Raw genomic sequence first — 22,392 nt, 5'->3', positions numbered from 1 at the left:
ATTGGTCAGTTTTGGTAAAGACCTTTTGGGTTCGTCTTATGATTTAGCGATAAGATAACCAACACCAAATTTGATGGCGCAGATTCTAACTAATTTATTACAAAAAAGCTCGCGCAATCGTTTGGCATCTCAAAATTAATTATGAAAAGTGTCATTTCAGCCTGAAAAGTAACAACAAGGTTAATCGTGGAATGGACGAAAGAATAGGACAGAACATGTTTCAGATTGGTGAATTAGCGAAAAGATGTGGCGTGACAGCCGATACCTTACGATTTTATGAGAAGAATAACCTGATCGCGCCAGCTGGTCGCAGTGAATCGGGTTATCGTCTATATGATGAAAATAACCAGAAACAGGTGACGTTTATTCTCAAATCTAAAGCGTTGGGGCTAAGTTTGGATGAGATTAAAGAATTGCTTGAGATTCGCTTAGAAGCAACACAGCACAGTTGCGCCGAAGTGAAGTCGATTACCTCAGCAAAACTAGAGATGATCGATGAGAAGATTTCCGAGTTAACTAAGATTCGTACCGCACTTAAAAAGATTAATGATGCGTGTTGTGGCCATGTAGACGATGATGCAAGCCATTGTTCGATTCTGGCAGCCTTAGACTCAGCCAACGTCGACAAAGGGCGCTGTTGCCGCTAACCGGTGTTGTATCAAGAGGAGGGGCATCTCCCGTACAGTCCGCTCTCTGCGATACTATCGACCGGGCAAAAAAAAGCCAAGCTCAAAAAGTGAGCTCGGCTTTCAATTCAAAAAATTACGAAAGAACGATTAGTTCATGCCGTATTTTTTAAGTTTCTTGCGAAGAGTACCGCGGTTAATACCCATCATGGTTGCTGCGCGAGTTTGGTTGCCGCGAGTGTACTGCATGATAGTGTCTAGTAGTGGCTGTTCAACTTCAGCTAATACTAATTCGTATAACTCGCTGACTTCTTGACCGTTTAATTGAGCAAGGTAATTTTTCAATGATGCTTTAACTGAGTCACGTAGTGGCTTCTGCGTGATTTGGTCTTGTGATGTAACTGTAGTTACTGTCAATGCTTCTGAAGTCAGATTTTGTTCGAACATATTCGGTCTAGCTCTTCTCGTAATTATGGTGCAACGTTATCAAAAAAACCTTCGAGCGCTTCAAGCTGCAGATCACCTGCTTCGAATGCGTTGAAGGTACGGCGAAACTCACTCGCTTGTTCATGTTCTTTTAGGTACCAACCCACATGCTTGCGGGCAATTCGGGGGCCTAAAAACTCACCATAAAACTCATGGAGAGCGTTCACATGACCAAGCATGATGTCTTTCACTTCCGAAATCGGGAGCGGATCCATCGTGGTGCCGTTTTCCAAATAGTGTTGGATTTCATTAAAAATCCAAGGACGTCCTTGGGCAGGTCGACCTATCATTAAAGCGTCAGCGCCAGTGTACTCCAGCACAAACTTCGCTTTTTCCGGGCTATCGATATCACCGTTAGCGATAACCGGAATAGATACGGCTTGTTTTGCCGCTTTAATGTGTTTGTATTCTGCCTTACCTTTGTACATACAAGCGCGAGTTCTCCCGTGAAGGGCAAGAGCTTGTATGCCACAGTGTTCGGCTATTTTAGCAATTTGGACACAGTTTCGATTGTCTGTATCCCAGCCCGTGCGCGTTTTCAACGTTACTGGAACATCGACAGCATTTACCACCGCTTTCAGAATATCTTCGATGAGTTCTGGATGCTGCAGTAGGGCTGAGCCCGCAAGCTTCTTATTCACTTTTTTGGCTGGACAACCCATATTGATATCGATGATTTGCGCACCGTTAGCAACATTGAATTGAGCAGCTTCGGCCATAAGCTGTGGATCCGCACCAGCGATTTGTACTGAACGAATGCCCGATTCGCCTTCATGTACCATACGCTGCTGAGACTTTGACGTTTTCCAAACTTGCGGGTTGGAGGACATCATTTCACTGACGGCCATCCCCGCACCATAGCGAAGACACAACTCACGGAATGGTCTATCCGTTACGCCAGCCATTGGAGCGACGATTAGATTGTTCTTAAGTTGATAATTTCCGATTTTCAAAACGTCATCACAGTTCTGTACCAGCAAGGGCGCGCATTTTACGCATTTTTTCGCTGCGTGAAAAGACTAATATTTGAGCATTTACAATTTGTTTTTGTAATTGGCATAAAATTCAATCAATTAGCGCTGAAAGTCTTGTCTAGCCTTGTTTGCGACCAGAGATTCGACACCACTCTTGTTGCTCGATAATTGGATCAATGTGAAGCTCATCACGATAATATGTCGCGACATCTTCCGCTTGGGTATCTAAAACGCCCGACATGGCGAGCACACCATTTGGCTTAACTAGGCCCTTGATGATGCTTGATAGGTCGCGTAATGGACCGGCAAGAATATTGGCAACGACGACGTCCGCTAACAAACCTTCCGGTTGATCTTGTGGTAAGAACACGTCTAATTGATCAGCCACGCCGTTGCGCTGTGCATTATCTTTTGAGGCCAGCAGAGCTTGAGGATCAATGTCGATCCCGATAACTCTTGCGGCGCCCAGTTTGATCGCAGCAATTGCTAGGATGCCAGAACCACAACCGAAGTCGATAACCGTTTTGCCTGTTAGATCGAGACCTTCAAGCCACTCAAGACACAATGCGGTGGTTGGGTGAGTACCGGTACCAAATGCAAGACCGGGATCCAGCATTACATTTACAGCGTCCGGTTCTGGGATATCGCGCCAGCTAGGGCAGATCCAAAGACGCTCACCAAACTTCATTGGGTGGAAGTTGTCCATCCATTCACGCTCCCAATCCTTGTCTTCAATTTGCTCTACTTTATGAGCAAAGTCCGCAGGGAACATGTTGCTGGCTTTAATCTGTGCTAGGACGACGCCTGTATCAGTCTCAGCGTCGTAAAGCGCGAGAATGTCAGTGTTACCCCAAAGGCGAGTTTCACCCGGCAGAGGCTCAAATACAGGGGTATCTTGTGCATCAAGGAAAGTTACGGAAAGAGCACCTGTCTCTTCCATTAACATGTCGCCGATTTGTTCGGCATTTTCATTGGTCGCATTAAGCTTGATTTGAATCCAAGGCATGGCTGCATCTTCTATATGAGAAAAATTGGATGGGGAGTCTAGCAGAAAATATGAGCAAATTCATCAAAACACCGTGGATAATAAGAGGGATTATAGGGGGGATTTTCACGAGTGTTTAAAAACAAAAATGCCCACCTAAGTGAGCATTTATTACCGTCCTACAGAGAACGTATTACCGATGGCTAGCTGCTATTGCAGACCAAGCTTCTTCTCAAGGTAGTGGATGTTTGCACCACCGTGTTGGAAGTTTTCGTCGTTCATTATCGCGAGTTGTAGTGCAGTGTTGACATTGATACCTTCAACAATCATCTCACCCAATGCGTTCTTCATACGAGCGATAGCCACATCACGGTTCTCACCGTAAGTGATCAGCTTACCAATCATTGAATCGTAGTGTGGTGGCACTGTGTAACCCGTGTAGATGTGAGATTCCCAACGTACGCCCATGCCGCCTGGTGCGTGGAAACGTTCAATCTTACCTGGTGAAGGTAGGAAACGAACAGGATCTTCAGCATTGATACGACATTCGATTGAGTGGCCGCGTAGCTTAATATCATCCTGAGTGAATGATAGAGGCTGACCGGCAGCAATACGCAGCTGCTCTTTTACTAGGTCGATACCCGTTACCATTTCAGTAATCGTGTGCTCAACCTGGATACGAGTGTTCATTTCGATGAAGTAGAACTCACCGTTCTCGTATAGGAATTCAAATGTACCAGCACCGCGATATCCAATCTCAATACACGCACGAGTACAACGTTCGCCGATGTACTTGCGCATCTCTTCAGTGATACCTGGAGCGGGTGCTTCTTCGACAACTTTCTGGTGACGACGCTGCATAGAACAGTCACGCTCACCTAGGTGGATAGCATTACCTTGACCATCTGCAAGCACTTGTACTTCAATGTGACGAGGGTTTTCTAGGAATTTCTCCATGTAAACCATGTCGTTGTTGAAACAGGCTTTTGCTTCAGCACGAGTCATTGCGATAGCTTCTGTTAGTTCTGCTTCAGAACGGACAACACGCATACCACGACCGCCACCACCACCAGATGCCTTGATGATGACAGGGAAACCAATGCGCTTAGCGTGCGCTTTGTTTTTTGCGTCATCATCATCAAGTGGGCCGTCAGAACCAGGTACACAAGGTACGCCCGCTTTCTTCATTGACGTGATAGCTGACACTTTGTCACCCATCATGCGAATGGTTTCTGCTTTAGGGCCAACGAAGATAAAACCGCTGCGCTCTACTTGTTCTGCAAAGTCGGCATTTTCAGATAGAAAGCCGTAGCCAGGGTGAATCGCGACAGCACCAGTCACTTCAGCGGCGCTGATGATGCGAGGGATGTTCAGGTAGCTATCAATACCACGCGCTGGACCGATACAAATGGTTTCATCCGCAAGCAGTACGTGCTTAAGGTCGCGGTCTGCGGTTGAGTGAACCGCTACCGTTTTAATGCCCAGTTCTTTACATGCACGCAAAATACGCAGTGCAATTTCACCGCGGTTCGCGATGACTAATTTATCTAACATAATGAGTGCTCTCTATTATTCGATAATTACTAGAGCTTGATCGAATTCTACTGGTTGACCATCTTCAAGTAGAATTGCCGTGACAACACCAGACTTGTCAGCTTCGATTTGGTTCATCATTTTCATTGCTTCAACGATACATAGTGTTTCGCCGGCAGTCACCGATTGACCAACCTTAACGAATGGTTTGGCATCAGGGCTTGGCGCGCCGTAGAAAGTACCAACCATTGGAGAAAGAACTTGGTGGCCTGTTGGTGCCGCAGGTGTTTCCGCTACAGCAGGTGCTGCTACAGGAGCTGGAGCGGCGGCTGGAGCTGGAGCTGGAGCTGGAGCCGCTGCATATTGAACCGGTGCGACAGGTGCTGTGCTGTTACGACTGATTCGTACTGACTCTTCACCTTCAGAGATTTCTAGCTCAGAAATACCAGACTCTTCAACCAATTCGATTAGCTTTTTGATTTTGCGAATATCCATTGTTTCTTTCTCTTTATCTGTTAATTGAACTTACTCTATGACGGAGTAGGTTAGTAATAGTTCGTTGTTTATGTTTATGTTTATTTTGCGTTGAGCTTGCTGAGTGCAGCGGTCAAAGCAAATTGATAACCTTGGGCACCTAAGCCACAAATCACACCTTCTGCTTTATCAGATAGGTAAGAGTGGTGACGGAATGGTTCACGTGCGTGAACATTCGATAGATGAACCTCAATAAATGGGATTGCAACGCCAAGTAATGCATCACGCAGTGCCACACTGGTATGTGTAAAGGCCGCTGGGTTGATAATAATAAAATCAACATTTTGATAAGCACTATGGATAGCTTCAATCAGTTCATACTCACGATTTGACTGTAAGTGAGACAGCTCAACATCGTGTGCTTTCGCTTGCTCGGTCAATGAGCTAATAATCTGTTCAAGTGTTTGAGAGCCATAGTGTGCGGGCTCTCTAAGGCCTAACAAGTTAAGGTTTGGGCCATTTAAAACTAGAATGCGAAACTTTGTAGACATTATGGGGCTATCTTCCTTTATCGTGTTTACGAACGTGAATGTTGCCATTTTATTGAAAATTTGGGATTGATTTCCAGTGAGAAAAACCCAAATTTAAAAATTAGAACCAGATTATAGCTAATTCAGCGCAAATCGCAGCAATTTACTGGTCTAATCTCCTATGAGCGTTGAATTCAATTGTTATCAACTTAACAAAAAAAAGCAATGACCTTAATTTTATCGAAGAGATTTGAGATCAAGAGCAACCATAAAAAACCGCCACAAAGGTGACGGTTTAAGGCGGGATAGTTTAAACAGTAAGTCGCCGATGCGCTTTATTACTTAGGCGAGTTCTGCCTTTTCGGCAATCAGTTTATCAACCACGCTTGGGTCTGCGAGGGTTGATGTATCACCGAGGTTACTGGTATCGCCGGTGGCAATTTTACGTAGAATACGACGCATGATCTTACCCGAACGTGTTTTTGGCAGAGAATCTGTCCAATGCAGCACATCGGGCGTTGCGATTGGGCCTATCTCTTTGCGTACCCAGTCTTTTACTTCTTTATGCAGTTCAGCCGTTGGGAACTCACCATCATTGAGTGTGATGTATGCATAAATAGCTTGGCCCTTTATATCATGAGGGATACCGACAATCGCGGCTTCTGCAATTTTATCGAATGCGACGAGAGCCGATTCTATCTCTGCCGTCCCCATACGGTGACCCGATACGTTCAGCACGTCATCGACTCGGCCCGTAATCCAGTAGTAACCGTCTTCATCACGACGAGCACCATCACTGGTAAAGTACATGCCTTTAAAGGTTGAGAAGTAAGTCTGTTCAAAGCGGTCATGATCGCCATGTACGGTACGCATTTGGCCTGGCCAAGAGTCAAGAATCACAAGGTTGCCGTCTGTTGCACCCTCAATGATGTTACCCATGTTATCAACCAGCGCGGGCTGTACGCCGAAGAATGGGCGAGTCGCTGACCCCGGTTTTAGGTCTGTTGCCCCCGGCAGTGGTGAGATTAATATACCGCCCGTTTCTGTTTGCCACCATGTATCGACAATCGGAGACTGCTCATTACCAATTGTTTTGTAATACCACTCCCACGCTTCAGGATTGATAGGCTCACCCACTGAGCCCATAATTCTCAGGCTGTCACGCGAAGTACCTTCAACCGCTTCATTGCCTTTCGCCATCAAAGCGCGAATCGCGGTTGGTGCAGTATAAAGAATATTAACTTGATGCTTATCGACCACTTCACTCATGCGGCTAGTGTTCGGGTAATTAGGCACGCCTTCGAATAGGATTGTTTTTGCACCATTAGCTAGTGGCCCGTAAACAAGGTATGTGTGACCTGTAATCCAACCCACATCGGCTGTACACCAGAAAGTCTCGCCTTCTTGGTAATCGAATACGTATTTGAAGGTCATCGCTGCATAGACAAGGTAGCCACCTGTGGTGTGCATAACGCCTTTCGGTTTACCTGTTGAGCCTGACGTATAAAGGATGAATAGTGGATCTTCGGCGTTCATCTCTTCTGGTGGGCAATCTGCAGATACATTAGCAATTGCATCGTGCCACCACACATCACGGTGTTCGTGCCAAGCCACATCACCGCCAGTGCGTTTGAATACCACAACCTTCTCGATGTTTTTCACTTCAGGGTTGGTCAGTGCTTCATCGACATTCTTCTTCAGTGGAACCGCACGGCCGCCACGCACGCCTTCATCAGCCGTGATAACGACTTTAGAATTGGAGTCGATAATACGACCAGACAGTGCCTCTGGTGAGAAACCACCAAATACTACTGTGTGAACCGCCCCGATACGGGTACACGCCAGCATGGCTACTGCCGCTTCTGGCACCATTGGCATGTATAAACAAACCACATCCCCTTTGCGTACGCCTTGCTCTTTTAAAGCATTCGAAAATAGGCACACTTCTTTGTGCAGTTCATTAAACGTTAGCGTTTTGTCATCAGCCGGGTCATCGCCTTCCCAGATGATAGCGATTTCATTACCGCGCTCTGCAAGGTGGCGGTCGATACAGTTAGCCGAAACGTTAAGCGTGCCGTCTTCAAACCAACGAATATCAATGTGGCCAGGATCGAAAGAGGTGTTTTTTACCTGTGTGAAAGGCTTGATCCAATCCACGATTTTTCCGTGTTCACCCCAAAAGCCTTCAGGGTCAGAAACCGATTGCTGGTACATGGCTAGGTAAGTGTCATTATCCGCGTGTGTGGTTGATTGAATATTGTCTTTTACCGGATAAACGTGGGCTTCACTCATTGCATCTCTCCTTGTGCCTACATTCCTAATGAACTGGCAACTTCCTTTGTGTTCAGTTTTTAAGTCAATTTCAGGACTGTCTTTGTGCTATCACTCTCGGCTAGGATGGCGATTTTCACAATTAGACTTTAGGATGAGACGCTGTTTTTCACTTACAAAATAGCGAGTTAAGTTCATTTTTGAGAGGTTGCTCTCTATGTGAAGAGGCTGTGGTTGAATTAAGAATATGAAGAGTTGAAACGGGGCAGGTCACCATGTTTCAGGCGAACGAAAATCAGTGCAGCAGAGATAGCGTCTTGTAATGCATCATGTTTATTGACCGGGATAGGCAAATCGAGTTGGCGACAGATGGCGTCGATACTGAGATCGAAATAGGCGTTGGGCAGCTGTCTTTCCAGTTTATCTTGATAAAGCTGACTCACTTCGATCAATCGGTTAGGCAGTGGAAATCCGAGCTGTTTTAAGCAGGCTCGGTCGAGAATTTTTTTATCATAGCGGATGTGGTAGCCGACTAAAGGGCGGTTACCGATAAACTCGAGCAGTTCGATTAAAGCTTGTTTTTCTTCGATGCCGTGCTTTAGATCTTGATGGCGAATGCGGTGGATTTTGATTGAATTGCAATCGAGCGATTGAGGTGCTTGCAGCCGAACCTCAAAGGGCTGGCTGGTTATGATACGGTTACCGATGATCTTTGTTGCGGCGATGGTGACTAACTCCGCCTGATTGGGGTCTAGGCTGGTGGTTTCACAATCGAGCGATACATATTCATGATCAATAGGCGCAGTAAACAGAGGCTGGTAAAGAGAGCCTTTGAGCTTGTGGTGCCAGTAATAGCGAACTAACCTATTCATCGTTCAATCGCCTAATCCCGTATCTGATAGTGGTAGCCGAGCCATTGCTTGAATTTCTTCACCACATGCAGGCTATGACGAAGCAGATCTCTGTCTGCCCGCTCCATCAGTTTGATGTTAATCTTGTTGCTGCTGTGCTGCTGAGAAAGCCTTTGGGCTAAGCGCCACTTAAAGAATTGCTTGAGCGCTTCACTGAGATTATCCGCGGTACTTTGCTCGAGTACTTTTTGGCTGACCAACTGTTCAAGACGTTTGAAGGTATTGTTTACGGTGACACCATGCTCCAGACAAAGCGCTCTCACACCATGCACGATAGGGAAAATACCACCTTGTTTGATATCGAGCCCTGACTTGGATTGTTTGACGTTGCCAAATAGGGTGAGGGGAACCGAGAAGTTCAGCGCCGGGCGGCAGAATTCCGCCAAAATCAATTCCTGTCCGAGCATTAAATCACTGAGGTGCTGTTTGACTGGTTTTAATAACTCTCTATTACCCGCCACTGCGTGTGCATCTGCCATGATCGCAATATCCATTACGGTGTCTGGCGTGGCTTTTTTTACCCAACGGGTGAGGGTCTGTTTCCACTCTTGTTCTGAGTGTACCCACTTCGGATTGTTGACCATCACATTGCCCGGGCACAGTGGGTAACCCAATTGTTGAAGGGTATGAGTGAGATCGTTCATCGCACTTTGGCATTGATGCCACTGCAAACCATCTTGAATGATTAGTGCGTTGTCTTGATCGGTTTTGAGAATTTGTTCGCCGCGACCTTCGGAACCTAACACGATGAGGCAGCAGTGATTATGCAGTGCTGGCGGGATAATCAACTCAAAAGCCTTCTCTATGATCTGCTCATTAACCGCAGAAATCAGCGCCATGATAAAGCGTGTTCGAATCCCATTACGGAGTAAGCTTTCGACCAGTTGACGCTGTTTGTTAGAGGCCATTGCCAATTCTTCAACGCTGGTGGCGCGTGCAATACGTAAAGTGAGAACGTGGGAGTGGGTGGAGAATGCACTGAGGATCTGTGTCATATCCACCATGCCGACCGCATTTTTACCATCACAAACCATCAACCTTTTTACTCGATTTCTGGTCATGGTAATCATGGCGTTAAACAGGAAATCGCCTTGGTTCACGTGCATCACCGGAAACGTTGCGATCTCACCAACGGGCGCATCCAGTGGGAAATTATCGAGCATCACAGCATGCAATAAATTGGTTCGAGTGACGATTCCATATGGTAAGGAACATGATGATCCAAAAGCTTTTGGATCATCATGTTCTAAATGAATGAGAGCCGAGTCCAACCCTTGTTCTTTAAGGGTTTGAGTGACTTGGTTGATAGGTTGGTTTGGTTCAAGTATCAGTGGTGGGTGATAGATAGAGTCATCCACTTTGGTCAAGATAAACTCGGCTAGATTTTGCTGTTGCTGGGCTGCTTCAATTAGTGCTTTACGTGTCGATAGGTTGCTATCAAAGTAGGCGGCGAATTGGCCGTTAGCGTGGTAAAGCTCGAGAAAAATATCGGTGGGCAGCAGATAACTTAATGTATCTTCGAGCGCGATATATTGGTGTTTAGTGTGAGGTTCAAACTGACTGCGGACATCAAAAATATCTTCATTGGCATAGTGAGCGTAAATCTCACCGTCACTGCTCGCGCGCTCTTCAACAGCCCCTTTGATTAAAATGTGCAGGTGTCGGCTTGGCCTATCAGCTTCCAGTATCACTTCCTGAGAGCGGTAATACACTACGTCTAATGAAGCACGAAGCTTCAACTGTTCCACGTCGGATAGGCTATTGAAGGGTGGGTGCTGCATATTAAATTTGTCAGGCATAAGCATCACAACAAGAAATGGGCGTCTTTAATCAGTCTGACAAAATACCAGAGAAGCTCCAGACGACTTTAGTCTAAATGCGAGTGTGGGTATCGGTGAGTGTGAAATGATTCATTGAAATGCGATATCCAAATCCATTGAATACGGAAATACTATCTCAGTAATAATTCCCTTTTTCATCGCATGTGAGATAGGCATAATTGGTGCTGCTTTTTTCGCACACTTTATAGGTTATGCATGTTTAGTCCTTCTCCCTATGGCTGGATCTCTCAGTATTTTCTTGGTTTCTTTTTTGCCTATGGCGTTTATTTGCCATTTTGGGCGCTGTGGTTTGAAAACCAAGGCGTGTCTGCGGGTGATATTGGCGTATTGATTGGTATCGGCTTTGCAACTCGTTGTGTGGCTAACTTAGTGATTACGCCACGTATTCATAAAGTGGAACATTTAATGCCTGCCTTACGTTGTCTCAGTTTTGCTGCGTTACTGTTTGTTGGGTTCTACTTCTTTACCGGCGGCAGCTTTTTATTGATGTTACTTGCCACGGTACTGTTTAACCTATGCTGTGGACCGATCGTTCCACTTTCGGATGCGATGGCGAACCATTACAGTCGTCTGAAGATGCTTGATTACGGTCGAACTCGCCTTTGGGGGTCGATTGCCTTTATCGCCGGTTCAACGGTTGTCGGCTATTTGGTGGCACAATTTGGCACTGATATGATTTTGTATACGGCGCTTGCCGGGGTGTTGTTGTCATTGGTTCTGGCGATGCGAAATCCTAACGTGATGCCAGTCACACAATCTGAGCAACAAGCGGCGCGACCAAAACTAGGTGAACTGCTGCGTGAGTCGTCAGTGGTGAAATTTTTAGCCTTGGTGGCATTGTTGCAAGGGAGTCACGCGGCTTATTACAGCTTCAGTGCGATTTATTGGAAAGAAGCTGGGCACTCTGAAGCGATTATTGGTTATTTGTGGAGTTTAGGCGTGGTCGCGGAAGTGGCGGTGTTTGCGCTAAGTAAGCGACTTTTTTCCGGCCTCACATTGCGTACTCTGTTTGTCATTGCTGCACTCGGTGTGATAACTCGCTGGGGGATCACGGCTTCGACGACCGCCATTGTTGCTTTGGTTCTCGTTCAGCTTTTGCATGGCGTGACGTTTGCTATGGCACATATTGCCGCGATTCAATACATTCAATCTCAAGAACAGAACAAGATGGTGGCACTACAAGCTCTGTATAACGCGATCCCTCTCGGGGCCTTTATCGCACTCATGACCACCTTAAGTGGCTGGGGGTATGAGCGATGGGGAGCGAACATTTTCTGGGGTATGGCTGCAATGGGTGCACTTGCTCTGTTTATCAAGTTGGATGAGAGAAGTTCAGTGGTTGAGATGAATCAATCCGATTTAGAATCGTCAGAATCACATAGCCAATGCTGATAATTAGAGTCTAAAGCACAGAATTTAAGCGATGCGATTGAGTTAATCACCCATCCTTAGTTAAATGAAACCTCTCCCTTATGGAGAGGTTTTTTTATGGATGAAAAAAGGATTTTCAATGCAAGGATGGATAGTCATTCCCGTCTCTTTAGCCTACTTGGGCGTGTTATTTCTGATCGCTTGGTATGGAGACAGACAGGTTCGTTGGCTATCACGTTGGCGACCGTGGATCTATAGTCTTTCGATTGCGGTGTATTGTACCTCTTGGACCTTCTATGGCACGGTCGGGCAAGCGAGCAATAACCCTTGGTCCTTTTTACCTATTTATCTCGCCCCGATTCTGGTCTTTACACTGGGGTGGCGGATCTTGGCTCGGCTGATTCTGATCGCTAAGCGTGAACACATCACTTCAATTGCCGACTTTATCGCGGCTCGTTACGGAAAGTCTCAGGGCTTAGCGGTCGCGGTGACGGTTATCGCGGTGGTCGGTATTCTTCCTTATATCGCTCTGCAACTGCGTGGTATTACCATGGGGTTAGATATCGTCGCGCCTAACCTGGCGGCGGATTTCGGTTATCAGGATGTTCATGTCTCTTGGTTTGTGGTCGGCGCCTTGGCTATTTTTACGATGCTGTTTGGTACAAGACACATTGACAACACGGAGCACCATCGTGGCATGATGATGGCGGTGGCATTTGAATCCATCGTTAAGCTCGTAGCATTCTTGATTGTCGGTTTGTTTATCCTTTATCTGGCGATGAGCAGCGATAAAATAGACCTGCTTGATGTGGCGACCTCCACTTATCAATCGCCCAATATCCCCACCTTAATCATCCATACGATGTTAACCATGTTGGCGATTGTTTGTTTACCACGTCAGTTTCATACCATGGTGGTTGAGAACGAACGCCCACAAGATTTACACACGGCACGTTGGGTGTTTCCCGTTTACCTAATCTTGATGGGATTGTTTGTGTTACCCATCGCTTGGGCTGGTCAGGGATTGATCTCTCACCTGCCAGCAGACAGTTATGTTATCAGTGTGCCAATGGCTGAAGGGGCGAATCATATTGCTTTGTTGGCCTTCCTTGGCGGTACATCCGCGGCGAGTGGTATGGTGATTGTTTCAACGATTGCATTAGCCATCATGGTGTCGAACGACTTAGTGATGCCACTGCTGTTGCGTCGCGTACGTCTGACTCAAAGAACACATAAGCATTTTTCAGGTTTGTTATTGGTGATTCGCCGTGGGTTAATCTTGCTGCTTTTGCTTGGTGCCTGGGGTTTTTATCAGGTATTGGATACGATTCATTCCTTATCTGCTATCGGCTTCCTTTCTTTCGCGGCGATTGCACAATTTGCCCCTGCATTACTCGGAGGTTTGTATTGGCGCCCGGGCAATCGAAAAGGCGTGTATGTCGGCTTAATGGTTGGCTCGTTGATTTGGTTGATTACCTTGATGAGCCAAACCAGTATGTTGGCGGGTGATAGTGAAACTAACCTATTGTTGTGGATTATTACGCCGCCAGAGTTATTCAGTCGTTGGGATATCAGCCGCTCAAATTGGGGCATGGTATTGAGTATTGTGCTCAATACTTTGTGTTATGCCGTGGTTTCGATGACAACCAGACCAAGCTTAAGTGAGCGCTTACAATCAGCAGCATTCGTTGGTACACCATGGCCTGAGAATGAAAACATGAGCCTCTATCAGAGCCGTGTCACTGTTGCTGAATTGGAGATGCTGGCATCACGTTTTGTGGGGCGCAAGCGAGCCAAAAGTGCCTTAAACAGTTATTGGCAACAGCATGGTCAGCCGCTACTCCCTAATCAACAAGCCCCTGCGAGTTTGATTCGACATGCCGAACGTGTACTTGCAGGGGTGTTTGGTGCTTCGTCTGCTAAGTTAGTACTTACTTCTGCTTTGCAGGGCAGAAATATGCAACTTGAAGAAGTGGCGACCATCGTTGATGAAGCTTCAGAACTGTATGACTTCAGCCGTGGCTTACTGCAAGGTGCGATCGAACACATTAGTCAAGGTATTGCGGTGGTCGATAAACGGATGCGTTTGGTTGCATGGAACCAACGTTATTTAGAATTGTTTGAATTCCCGGTCGGTTTGATTCAAGTTGGCCGCCCCATCTCAGATGTTATCCGTCACAATGCGGAGCAAGGTTTGTGTGGCCCGGGTGACCCGGAAGATCACGTTCGCCGCCGCATTTCTCACCTTGAACAAGGCACTCGACATACCTCTTCCCGCATTCGCCCAGATGGCCGAGTCATAGAAGTGCAAGGTAATCCAATGCCCAGTGGTGGCTTCGTGATGAGCTTTACCGACATCACGGTATTCCGGCAAGCAGAGCAAGCACTAAAAGAGGCCAACGAGAGCTTAGAATCAAGAGTGCACGAGCGAACTCAGGAGTTGGAAAAGTTGAATCACCGTTTGGTGAAGGCGACACAAATATCGGATCAAGAATCACAATCGAAGAGTCGCTTTCTTGCCGCGGTGAGTCACGATTTGATGCAACCTCTGAATGCTGCTCGTCTGTTTGCTTCGTCGCTTTCGGAGGTGGCTAAAGAACAAGAGGTGAAACAACTTTCGTCTCATATTGAAAGCGCGCTAGGTGCCGCTGAAGATCTGATTGGTGACTTGTTGGATATTTCTCGATTGGAATCCGGCAAATTAGAAACCAATGTTCACGCGATTGCAGTACACGATGTTCTCACTCATTTGAATGCGGAATTCAGCGCTCTTGCTACACAACAAAAGATTCAATTTAAGATGATCCCATCATCACTGTTTATTCATTCAGATCCTAAGTTGTTAAGACGTGTGATTCAGAACTTTTTGACCAATGCTTTCCGCTATAACCCTGAAGGAAAAGTGGTACTTGGTGCGAGACGCGTCGACGGACAGGTACGAATTGATGTGTGGGATAACGGAACCGGCATCGATGAAGATAAACAGCAAGAGATCTTTGAAGAGTTTACGCGAGGCAGTCAAGTACGTGCTGATCAAGGTCTAGGTTTAGGGTTAGCCATCTCTAAAGGTATTGCCCATGTACTGGGTCATCAAATATCGATGCGTTCATGGCCAGGTCAAGGCAGTGTCTTTTCCATTACCTTAGCTCGAGCGGAAAAAGTGGCTCCGGTTGTGCAAGCTTCGATGCCAATGGCGACCAGTGACATCGAACACCTGAAGATATTGTGCGTCGACAATGAGCGAGAGATTTTAGTCGGCATGGAAAACTTGATTGGTCGTTGGGGCTGTGAGGTTAAGACGGCGGTTGATCTGGTTGAAAGTTTGAAGTGTTTAGATGAGGGGTGGCAGCCAGATGTCATTTTCTCGGATTATCGTTTGGATAATGGTAGAACCGGACTGGAAGTTTTACAACAGTGTCGTTTACGTCTTGGCGGTGCTTTCGAAGGCGTTATTATTAGCGCGGATAGAACCGATGAGATGTTGGCCGTGATAAAGGCCAATGGCTTTAGCTTTATCGCTAAGCCTGTGAAGCCACTCAAACTAAGGGCAGTCTTAAATCGAGTGATGTAGATAAAGATCATATGGGATCGATAAGATCTCAGCTAGCCTTTAAATAAGGCGTGTTCGACGGTTGCGGGGGCATGAAAAGATCCTCATAAAAAAGCCGACACATGAATCATGCATCGGCTTTCTGGAGTCAGTACCTAATCCCTACATGTCAGTACTGATTCATTATTTGCTAAATATCTCTACTTAGTGGTCGTGAGCTTCACCTGCACCTTTCGGGTAACGGATATTCTCAACCATATCTTGTACATCTTGTGGTACTTCAGCGGTTACTTTGTTTACCACAATCGATACGACGAAGTTTAGACACATACCTAGCGTACCGATGCCTTCTGGACTGATACCAAACCACCAGTTTTCAGGTGTGCTTGCGGCTGGGTTTATGAACTTGAAGTAGATGATGTAGCTTGCTGTGAAGGCTATACCTGACAGCATACCTGCAATTGCGCCTTCCTTGTTCATCTTCTTGTAGAAGATACCTAGGATAATCGCAGGGAAGAAGGATGCGGCGGCTAAGCCGAAGGCAAACGCGACAACCTGTGCTACAAAGCCTGGTGGATTAATACCTAAGTAACCAGCACCGACAATCGCGATGATGGCTGCTAGACGAGCGGCTAACAGCTCCTGCTTGTCGGTCATGTTGGGTCTGAAGCCTTTCTTCAACAAGTCATGAGAGATAGATGTTGAGATGACCAATAGTAGACCTGCGGCTGTTGATAGTGCAGCTGCTAGGCCACCTGCAGCCAGTAGTGCGACCACCCAGTTTGGTAGTTTCGCTAGCTCTGGAGATGCCAGTACGATGATGTCACGGTTAATCTTCATCTCATTGCGTTCATCGCCCGAGTAGAACATTTTGCCATCGCCGTTCTTATCTTCCCAACCGACTAGGCCAGTGCTTTCCCAGTTTTTATACCAGCTTGGTGCATCTGCTGCTGTGACACCTTGCATGTCAGGGCCGTTGATTGTTTCGATCATGTTGACACGAGCGAATGCTGCAACGCCGGGTGCGGTGGTGTATAGCAATGAGATGAACAGTAGAGCCCAACCCGCAGAGATACGAGCATCACGTACTTTTGGTACCGTGAAGAAACGAATGATTACGTGTGGAAGACCCGCAGTACCGACCATGAGAGCGGCACAGATGAAGAAGACATCTACCATACTCTTGTTACCTTCGGTATAGGCGGTAAATCCGAGTTCTTCGGTGAGTCCATCCAGTTTATCAAGTAAGTAAACATCCGTGCCTGACAGCGTTGAACCCATACCAACTTGTGGAAGCGGGTTACCTGTCATCATGATTGAGGTAAAGATTGCAGGAACCAGAAAGGCGAAAATGAGGACACAGAATTGCGCTACCTGCGTGTAAGTGATGCCTTTCATACCACCCAGTACAGCGTAGAAGAACACAATACCCATACCAATGATGATGCCCAGATTAATATCGACTTCTAGGAAGCGGGAGAATACAACACCCACACCACGCATCTGGCCGGCCACGTATGTGAACGATATAAAGATCGCACAGAAGACCGCGACCATGCGTGCTGTTTTCGAGTAGTAACGCTCGCCGATAAAATCAGGAACCGTAAACTGACCGAACTTACGTAAGTAAGGGGCCAAACATAGCGCAAGCAGTACATAACCACCGGTCCAACCCATTAGGTAAACCGCACCGTCGTAACCTACGAATGAGATGATACCTGCCATTGAAATGAATGATGCTGCTGACATCCAGTCAGCGGCGGTCGCCATGCCGTTTGCTACTGGGTGTACGCCGCCGCCAGCAACGTAGAACTCACTGGTTGACCCTGCACGAGCCCAGATTGCGATGCCGATATATACCGCGAAAGTAATACCGACGAGAATAAACGTCCAAGTTTGAATATCCATATTCTAGCCTCTAGTCTTCCTGTACGTTGTATTTTTTGTCGAGCGCATTCATGCGAACAACGTATATAAATATCAGCGCCACGAAGGTGTATATCGAACCTTGTTGAGCGAACCAAAAGCCGAGCTTGAACCCGCCAAATTGAACGGCATTGAGGGCATCCACAAATAAGATGCCAGCGCCGTAAGACACTGCAAACCAAACCGCGAGCAGTGTTCCCATAATTCCCAAGTTTTCCTTCCAGTAGGCTTGAGCATGTTCTGTCGATTCGAACGCCATTGCCTTCTCCTTTATTCCGTTTTCGTAGAAATCGTTTCTGTCGAATATTACCGTGTTAACGTAATGTTACGATTTAGAATGTAGCAAGAATAAGTCAAGGGATCTGTGCAACTTTAGTAGGGAGTGCATTAGCACTCATTGACTGAAATATGGGACATAGGAGACAGAACTGCACAAAAGTGTGATGTTGCAATCTTGTTAAATTAGCCAAAAGTCTAAGTTTCGGATGGATTTGCAGTGAGGCGAATAGAAAAGAGTCTAAATTGGTACTATTGACGGCTTGATGCACTGGAGCAATTGGAAGCTCTAAAGGCGCATGACCGTCTTGGGCGCTTCCAATTGCTAGGATGAAGGACTAAAGATAAAAGTTTTTAATGCCCATTAGGAGGTTATTGACCGCGACGGCAGCAAGGATCAGCCCCATCACTCGACTTATGATCGCAGCGCCTACATTACCAATCACTTTCTGGATCTTAGTGGCACCAAATAAAAGCAATAGGGTAATGACTAAAACAGCGACCATGACACCGGCCGTGATGCTCTGGTCGATCAGAGAGTAGCGGTTGTTGTCGGTAAGCATCACAATGGCCATCATCGCCCCTGGAGATGCAATCGATGGTATCGCTAAAGGGTAGACGGCTAAATCCGCCAACTCAGAATGACAGATTTCTTCTGATATTTTTTGTTCTTGCTCTGGTTTGCTTTCACCAAAAATCATCGTCAATGCGAACAATAACAGGACTAATCCTCCCGCCGCCTGAAAGGCTGGAAGTGGGATTTGCATTGCTTCTAGTAACAGTTGACCAGCAATCAAGAAAAACAAGAGAACCCCTGTTGCGATAGCGACAGCTTTGAGTGCAACAATGCGTCTTTGTTTTGGAGTGAGGCGTTGAGTTTGAGATAAGTAGACGGGAACAGAACCGATTGGGTCGATAACGGCCCATAAAACAACAAATTGAGTAACAATAAGGCTAGTAAGCAAGGAAAATCTCCCAGAGTTAGTGACAGAGGGACAAAAGGTGTCTAGATAGCCACCGAATCCATTATAGTGTTTATTATTCTCTTTAAGTCATTTTTGTGTGAGAGGTTCATGCTAATTTAACGTTAATGGCGCCATTTTATTGGTAGTTCGCTACTTTTCATGAATTTTAATTGCTTTTATCTTGAGTGGCTAACCTTGGGTTTCCATCTGTTGCAGCAAGATAACCGCTTGAGTTCGGTTTTTGACATTCAGTTTACGGAAGATGGCCGTCATATGCGCTTTGATCGTTGCCTCTGAAACATTCAATTCATACGCGATTTGCTTATTCAGCAAACCGTCAGAAAGCATCCCTAATACCTTGTACTGCTGAGGCGTCAATGTGGAAATCTTTTCCGCAAGGTCGCTACACGCTGCATTATTGGTGATCAGCCCTTCAGGGAAGAACGGGTCGCCATTCAGCACTTGATTGAGTGCGTTCACTAACTCACACATATCGCTTGATTTAGGAATGAAGCCAAAAGCACCATGACTTTTAACTTGGCTGACAACGCTGGAATCTTCGCTGGCAGAAATCACCACAATCGGTAACTCTGGGTATTCAGCACGCAGTTGAATCAAGCCTGACATCCCATTTGCGCCCGGCATTTTTAGATCAAGAAGCAGTAGGTCTGGTTCATCTTCTTTTTTTAATAGCGCCAATAGGCCATCAAGAGAATCAGCCTCAAGCAGGTTCGCGCCACTGATCGCCATATGAACTGACTGAAACAGGGCGTTGCGAAAGAGTGGGTGGTCATCAGCAATAATGATGGTATAGGTCGAGTCCATGACATTCATACTTTTAACAATTTAGTTAATATTTATTATCATCTTGATTGAGTGGGTGGACAATATTTATCCATTAAAAGTCTGAACCATATCGAGTTTTATCCTCAGAATAAGACGCGGTTACTCTTAATCGCAAAAAAGCCACACAGCTATCTCGTTACTGAGCAGCGGTGTGGCTTTCGTCAATGCTTATATTCGGACGAATTACGACGTTATAGCTGGTGGTGTTGCAGGTGTTTTAAGAACTCATCAGCAGGCATAAACCCCGTCACTCGAGCGCTGGGAATAGGGGTGCCTTCGCTATCCCAAAACTCTATCGTTGGCAAACCGAGTACCTGTAGCTGCTTCAGTAGCTTAATGTCTTGAGGTGTATTCTTGGTGACATCGGCCTGAAGTAGTACAAAGTCAGAAAGCTTGTTCTCAACATCCGCTTGATGGAAGGTGTACTTCTCAAACTCTTTACACGCCACACACCAATCCGCGTAGAAATCGAGCATCACCGGTTTCCCCAGTTTTCTTGCTTCGCTTAGTTGCATCTCTAATTCTTCAACGGTGTGAATACGAGAAAACTGTACCTGTTGCTCTGCCACGCTGTTCTTTTCTGCGAACCAGTAATTCAACGCAGGTTGAGCTGATGCGAATAGGCCGAGCATCGCGAGGATACCAACGAAACTCTGTTTCCAGCCACCGAAAGGCAGTGCATTTTTAGTGTGGTAAAGCCAACCAAATGCGATGAAGCCAAGGCCAGACCAAAGCACCGTCGCCCATAATTCAGGAATGATGCGTTCTAGTAAGAAGATCGGTGCCGCAAGCAAGACAAAACCAAATACGACCTTCACTTTCTCCATCCAGCTTCCCGCTTTCGGCAGTAGCTTGTTCCCAAAGACGGCAACCAAGATCAGCGGGATACCCATACCTATCGCTAAGGCATACAGAGCAATCGCTCCAGTCAATAGGTCGCCACTTTGAGCCACATACAGCAGCGCGCCTGACAATGGTGCCGTGGTGCAAGGCGAGCAGACTAAGCCAGAGATCGCGCCCATTGCGAATACGCCCAAGGTATTACCACCTTGCTGCTTGTTGCTTTGATTGTTAAGCCAAGTTTGGATGCTGCTCGGCAGTTGCAGGTTATAAACGCCAAACATCGACATGGCTAACGCCACGAACAGAACACTCAGTGTGATTAACACATATGGGTGCTGCATGGCGGCTTGGAACTGCATGCCTGCTGAAGCAACGACTAAACCTAATAAGGTGTAGGTTAACGCCATGCCTTGCACATAAATAAAGGACAGCATCAGCGCACGACCTTGGCTGAGCTTGCCACCACCTAAAACGATACCCGTCAGAATCGGATACATAGGCAGTACACACGGCGTAAAGGCTAAACCAACACCGAGCGCTAAGAATAAGAGGGGGGTCCACCAACTGTCACCGAGCTTATCGGCTAAGCTTACTTCCTTTGAAACAGGGGCGCTTGGCGGTTGAGTCGTGTTACTTACAACGTCTGCTTTTGGAGACGTTGGTTGCGTAGAAACATCGGTCTCGTGGCTAGCAGAAAATGAAGCTTGTGAGTCACTACCTTGCGAATTAGGAGAACCCGTTGCTGTAAATGGCTGAATATTAATGATGCGGGTTTCTGGTGGATAACAGAAACCCGCATCTGCACAACCTTGATATTGAACGATCAGCTGAGAGCCATCTTGGTAATTCTGTAATGGAACTTGTACGAATAATGGTTGAGTGTAGATGTTCACCTCACCAAAGAATTCATCTTGGTGTGGTTGGCCATCTTCCATTTCAACAGGGCCGATCGCGAGGTTTTTGCCACTAAAAGAGAGGCTGTGTTGGTAGAGGTAGTAGCCCTCCTTTACTTGCCAGTCGAGAAGGACCTTGCCATCTTTTTGGTAGTAATTGAAAGGAAAAGCTTGGTCGACAGGGACAAAGCCATTGTTATTGGCGCCAAAGCTTGGCTGGGCGTTATTGTTCCCAAAAGCAGCCAAGACTGGTTGAGTGAATAGGGAAACACAAACAAAAAGTAATGTGGCAAGTCGTCGCATACTATCAGTCATAAAAGTGGGGTTAGAGATATCTTAACTCATCAGACCGTAATAGTTTGCGATTAGTTTCATCGACGAACAACCCTTTAAGGTGACGGGGTTATTTTCTTGGGGATTCGAGACAGGACTTGGAGTCCGACATGCGCCTTTAGTCCTTGTCAATACAACGTTTAGGCAACGCCCAAGCGTGCCCTTACGACTTGTTCGCAAGCTTCAATATTACTCGTGTCTTTCGGAATAATTAATACCGTATCGTTACCACCAACCGTTCCGATTATTTCGGTATGTGGATCGATATCAACTAACCTTGCCACCAGTTGCGCGCAACCTGGATTTGTCTTGACGATCACCATGGCTTGATTGTGAGTAATCAGTTCGATTTGCGATGAGATTGACGCATCAACACGGACCGGTGCGCTTTCCACGGTGATACAGTACACCTTTTTCCCACAGGCGTTTTGAATTTTTACGACACCTAACTGTGACAAAATGCGCGAGACGGTTGATTGGCTTATACCATTATAGCCAATGTCGACGAGCTTCTCTCGAAGTTGATTTTGGGTCGAGAAGCTTTGTTGTTGCAGTAAGCGCTTACACGCAGCCGTCAGTGTTTTATCTTCCGCTGAATACAAACAACCGTGCTCAGTGATTTGGTTCATGAACAACCCCTTAAAGTTACGGTGTGGATATTGCTCATCCATAGTGTTAAACACACTCTTAAAGCCATAGAGTGCGATTCTAAAGATGAATTCCCAAGTAAATGGCAGAAGGTATGTATGATGTGTTAT

18 protein-coding genes are annotated in these 22,392 nt (G+C 46.4%); 3 read left to right on the top strand and 15 right to left on the bottom strand.

Annotation, left to right across the window (positions count from 1 at the left end; translation table 11 throughout):
* Window positions 1-215: 215 nt before the first annotated feature.
* Window positions 216-647 carry a Zn(2+)-responsive transcriptional regulator gene (gene zntR, locus OCU36_RS12885; RefSeq protein WP_261838321.1) on the top strand — a complete coding sequence of 144 codons (432 nt, stop codon included), beginning with the start codon at window positions 216-218 and terminating at the stop codon, window positions 645-647.
* A 129-nt stretch (window positions 648-776) separates the two neighbouring features.
* On the opposite strand, the gene fis is transcribed toward zntR, so the two are convergent.
* The 9 genes from fis to OCU36_RS12840 all read right to left on the bottom strand — a co-directional run bounded on the left by fis (window position 777) and on the right by OCU36_RS12840 (window position 10,595).
* A complete protein-coding gene (gene fis / locus OCU36_RS12880; protein ID WP_004729744.1) occupies window positions 777-1,073 on the bottom strand; it encodes a DNA-binding transcriptional regulator Fis in 297 nt (98 codons plus the stop codon).
* Window positions 1,074-1,096: 23 nt separating this feature from the next.
* Window positions 1,097-2,065, bottom strand: a complete 969-nt coding sequence (gene dusB, locus OCU36_RS12875) for a tRNA dihydrouridine synthase DusB (protein ID WP_261838320.1) — start codon at window positions 2,063-2,065, stop codon at window positions 1,097-1,099.
* A gap of 139 nt (window positions 2,066-2,204) precedes the next feature.
* Complete coding sequence (gene prmA, locus OCU36_RS12870) at window positions 2,205-3,092, bottom strand: 50S ribosomal protein L11 methyltransferase (RefSeq protein WP_261838319.1); 888 nt, start codon at window positions 3,090-3,092, stop codon at window positions 2,205-2,207.
* 189 nt (window positions 3,093-3,281) lie between these two features.
* Window positions 3,282-4,625, bottom strand: a complete 1,344-nt coding sequence (gene accC / locus OCU36_RS12865; RefSeq protein WP_261838318.1) for an acetyl-CoA carboxylase biotin carboxylase subunit — start codon at window positions 4,623-4,625, stop codon at window positions 3,282-3,284.
* Between the two features lie 15 nt (window positions 4,626-4,640).
* A complete protein-coding gene (accB, locus tag OCU36_RS12860) occupies window positions 4,641-5,099 on the bottom strand; it encodes an acetyl-CoA carboxylase biotin carboxyl carrier protein (RefSeq protein WP_261838317.1) in 459 nt (152 codons plus the stop codon).
* A gap of 80 nt (window positions 5,100-5,179) precedes the next feature.
* Window positions 5,180-5,629: a type II 3-dehydroquinate dehydratase gene (gene aroQ / locus OCU36_RS12855; protein WP_261838316.1), complete on the bottom strand. Its 450-nt coding sequence runs from the start codon at window positions 5,627-5,629 to the stop codon at window positions 5,180-5,182.
* Between the two features lie 321 nt (window positions 5,630-5,950).
* Complete coding sequence (gene acs, locus OCU36_RS12850) at window positions 5,951-7,900, bottom strand: acetate--CoA ligase (protein WP_261838315.1); 1,950 nt, start codon at window positions 7,898-7,900, stop codon at window positions 5,951-5,953.
* Window positions 7,901-8,118: 218 nt separating this feature from the next.
* Window positions 8,119-8,751, bottom strand: coding sequence for a 3'-5' exonuclease (locus OCU36_RS12845; protein WP_261838314.1), 633 nt, complete (start codon window positions 8,749-8,751; stop codon window positions 8,119-8,121).
* Between the two features lie 11 nt (window positions 8,752-8,762).
* Window positions 8,763-10,595 carry a DUF294 nucleotidyltransferase-like domain-containing protein gene (locus OCU36_RS12840; RefSeq protein WP_261839740.1) on the bottom strand — a complete coding sequence of 611 codons (1,833 nt, stop codon included), beginning with the start codon at window positions 10,593-10,595 and terminating at the stop codon, window positions 8,763-8,765.
* 231 nt (window positions 10,596-10,826) lie between these two features.
* Between OCU36_RS12840 and OCU36_RS12835 the strand changes: the two genes are divergently transcribed.
* Window positions 10,827-12,023, top strand: coding sequence for a 3-phenylpropionate MFS transporter (locus OCU36_RS12835; RefSeq protein WP_261838313.1), 1,197 nt, complete (start codon window positions 10,827-10,829; stop codon window positions 12,021-12,023).
* Window positions 12,024-12,141: 118 nt separating this feature from the next.
* Complete coding sequence (locus OCU36_RS12830; RefSeq protein ID WP_261838312.1) at window positions 12,142-15,573, top strand: hybrid sensor histidine kinase/response regulator; 3,432 nt, start codon at window positions 12,142-12,144, stop codon at window positions 15,571-15,573.
* A gap of 183 nt (window positions 15,574-15,756) precedes the next feature.
* On the opposite strand, the gene OCU36_RS12825 is transcribed toward OCU36_RS12830, so the two are convergent.
* From OCU36_RS12825 to OCU36_RS12800, 6 genes are all read right to left on the bottom strand, one after another.
* On the bottom strand, window positions 15,757-17,460 hold the full coding sequence (locus OCU36_RS12825; RefSeq protein ID WP_261838311.1) for a sodium:solute symporter family protein: 1,704 nt from the start codon (window positions 17,458-17,460) through the stop codon (window positions 15,757-15,759).
* Window positions 17,461-17,470: 10 nt separating this feature from the next.
* Window positions 17,471-17,737, bottom strand: coding sequence for a DUF4212 domain-containing protein (locus OCU36_RS12820; protein ID WP_261838310.1), 267 nt, complete (start codon window positions 17,735-17,737; stop codon window positions 17,471-17,473).
* 355 nt (window positions 17,738-18,092) lie between these two features.
* The gene (locus tag OCU36_RS12815) at window positions 18,093-18,719 is read right to left on the bottom strand and encodes a MarC family protein (protein WP_261838309.1); all 627 of its coding nucleotides are present in this window, start codon (window positions 18,717-18,719) and stop codon (window positions 18,093-18,095) included.
* A gap of 189 nt (window positions 18,720-18,908) precedes the next feature.
* Window positions 18,909-19,544 (bottom strand): response regulator, encoded by a 636-nt coding sequence (locus OCU36_RS12810; protein ID WP_261838308.1) that lies wholly within the window; start codon window positions 19,542-19,544, stop codon window positions 18,909-18,911.
* Between the two features lie 212 nt (window positions 19,545-19,756).
* Window positions 19,757-21,604 carry a protein-disulfide reductase DsbD gene (locus tag OCU36_RS12805; protein WP_261838307.1) on the bottom strand — a complete coding sequence of 616 codons (1,848 nt, stop codon included), beginning with the start codon at window positions 21,602-21,604 and terminating at the stop codon, window positions 19,757-19,759.
* A 170-nt stretch (window positions 21,605-21,774) separates the two neighbouring features.
* Window positions 21,775-22,263: an arginine repressor gene (locus OCU36_RS12800; protein ID WP_261838306.1), complete on the bottom strand. Its 489-nt coding sequence runs from the start codon at window positions 22,261-22,263 to the stop codon at window positions 21,775-21,777.
* Window positions 22,264-22,392 lie beyond the last annotated feature (129 nt).

The organism is Vibrio artabrorum (assembly GCF_024347295.1).
Taxonomy (GTDB): Bacteria; Pseudomonadota; Gammaproteobacteria; order Enterobacterales; family Vibrionaceae; genus Vibrio; species Vibrio artabrorum.
This window is presented reverse-complemented; position numbering and strand designations above follow the sequence as displayed.

Bases quoted from the DNA above. Each gene is read 5' to 3' on its own strand.
- OCU36_RS12830 (WP_261838312.1), top strand. From the start codon at position 12,142: ATGCAAGGATGGATAGTCATTCCCGTCTCTTTAGCCTACTTGGGCGTG.
- accC (WP_261838318.1), bottom strand. From the start codon at position 4,625: ATGTTAGATAAATTAGTCATCGCGAACCGCGGTGAAATTGCACTGCGT.
- OCU36_RS12835 (WP_261838313.1), top strand. From the start codon at position 10,827: ATGTTTAGTCCTTCTCCCTATGGCTGGATCTCTCAGTATTTTCTTGGT.
- aroQ (WP_261838316.1), bottom strand. From the start codon at position 5,629: ATGTCTACAAAGTTTCGCATTCTAGTTTTAAATGGCCCAAACCTTAAC.
- accB (WP_261838317.1), bottom strand. From the start codon at position 5,099: ATGGATATTCGCAAAATCAAAAAGCTAATCGAATTGGTTGAAGAGTCT.
- prmA (WP_261838319.1), bottom strand. From the start codon at position 3,092: ATGCCTTGGATTCAAATCAAGCTTAATGCGACCAATGAAAATGCCGAA.
- OCU36_RS12820 (WP_261838310.1), bottom strand. From the start codon at position 17,737: ATGGCGTTCGAATCGACAGAACATGCTCAAGCCTACTGGAAGGAAAAC.
- fis (WP_004729744.1), bottom strand. From the start codon at position 1,073: ATGTTCGAACAAAATCTGACTTCAGAAGCATTGACAGTAACTACAGTT.
- zntR (WP_261838321.1), top strand. From the start codon at position 216: ATGTTTCAGATTGGTGAATTAGCGAAAAGATGTGGCGTGACAGCCGAT.
- OCU36_RS12825 (WP_261838311.1), bottom strand. From the start codon at position 17,460: ATGGATATTCAAACTTGGACGTTTATTCTCGTCGGTATTACTTTCGCG.
- acs (WP_261838315.1), bottom strand. From the start codon at position 7,900: ATGAGTGAAGCCCACGTTTATCCGGTAAAAGACAATATTCAATCAACC.
- OCU36_RS12845 (WP_261838314.1), bottom strand. From the start codon at position 8,751: ATGAATAGGTTAGTTCGCTATTACTGGCACCACAAGCTCAAAGGCTCT.
- OCU36_RS12805 (WP_261838307.1), bottom strand. From the start codon at position 21,604: ATGCGACGACTTGCCACATTACTTTTTGTTTGTGTTTCCCTATTCACT.
- OCU36_RS12810 (WP_261838308.1), bottom strand. From the start codon at position 19,544: ATGGACTCGACCTATACCATCATTATTGCTGATGACCACCCACTCTTT.
- OCU36_RS12800 (WP_261838306.1), bottom strand. From the start codon at position 22,263: ATGAACCAAATCACTGAGCACGGTTGTTTGTATTCAGCGGAAGATAAA.
- OCU36_RS12840 (WP_261839740.1), bottom strand. From the start codon at position 10,595: ATGCTTATGCCTGACAAATTTAATATGCAGCACCCACCCTTCAATAGC.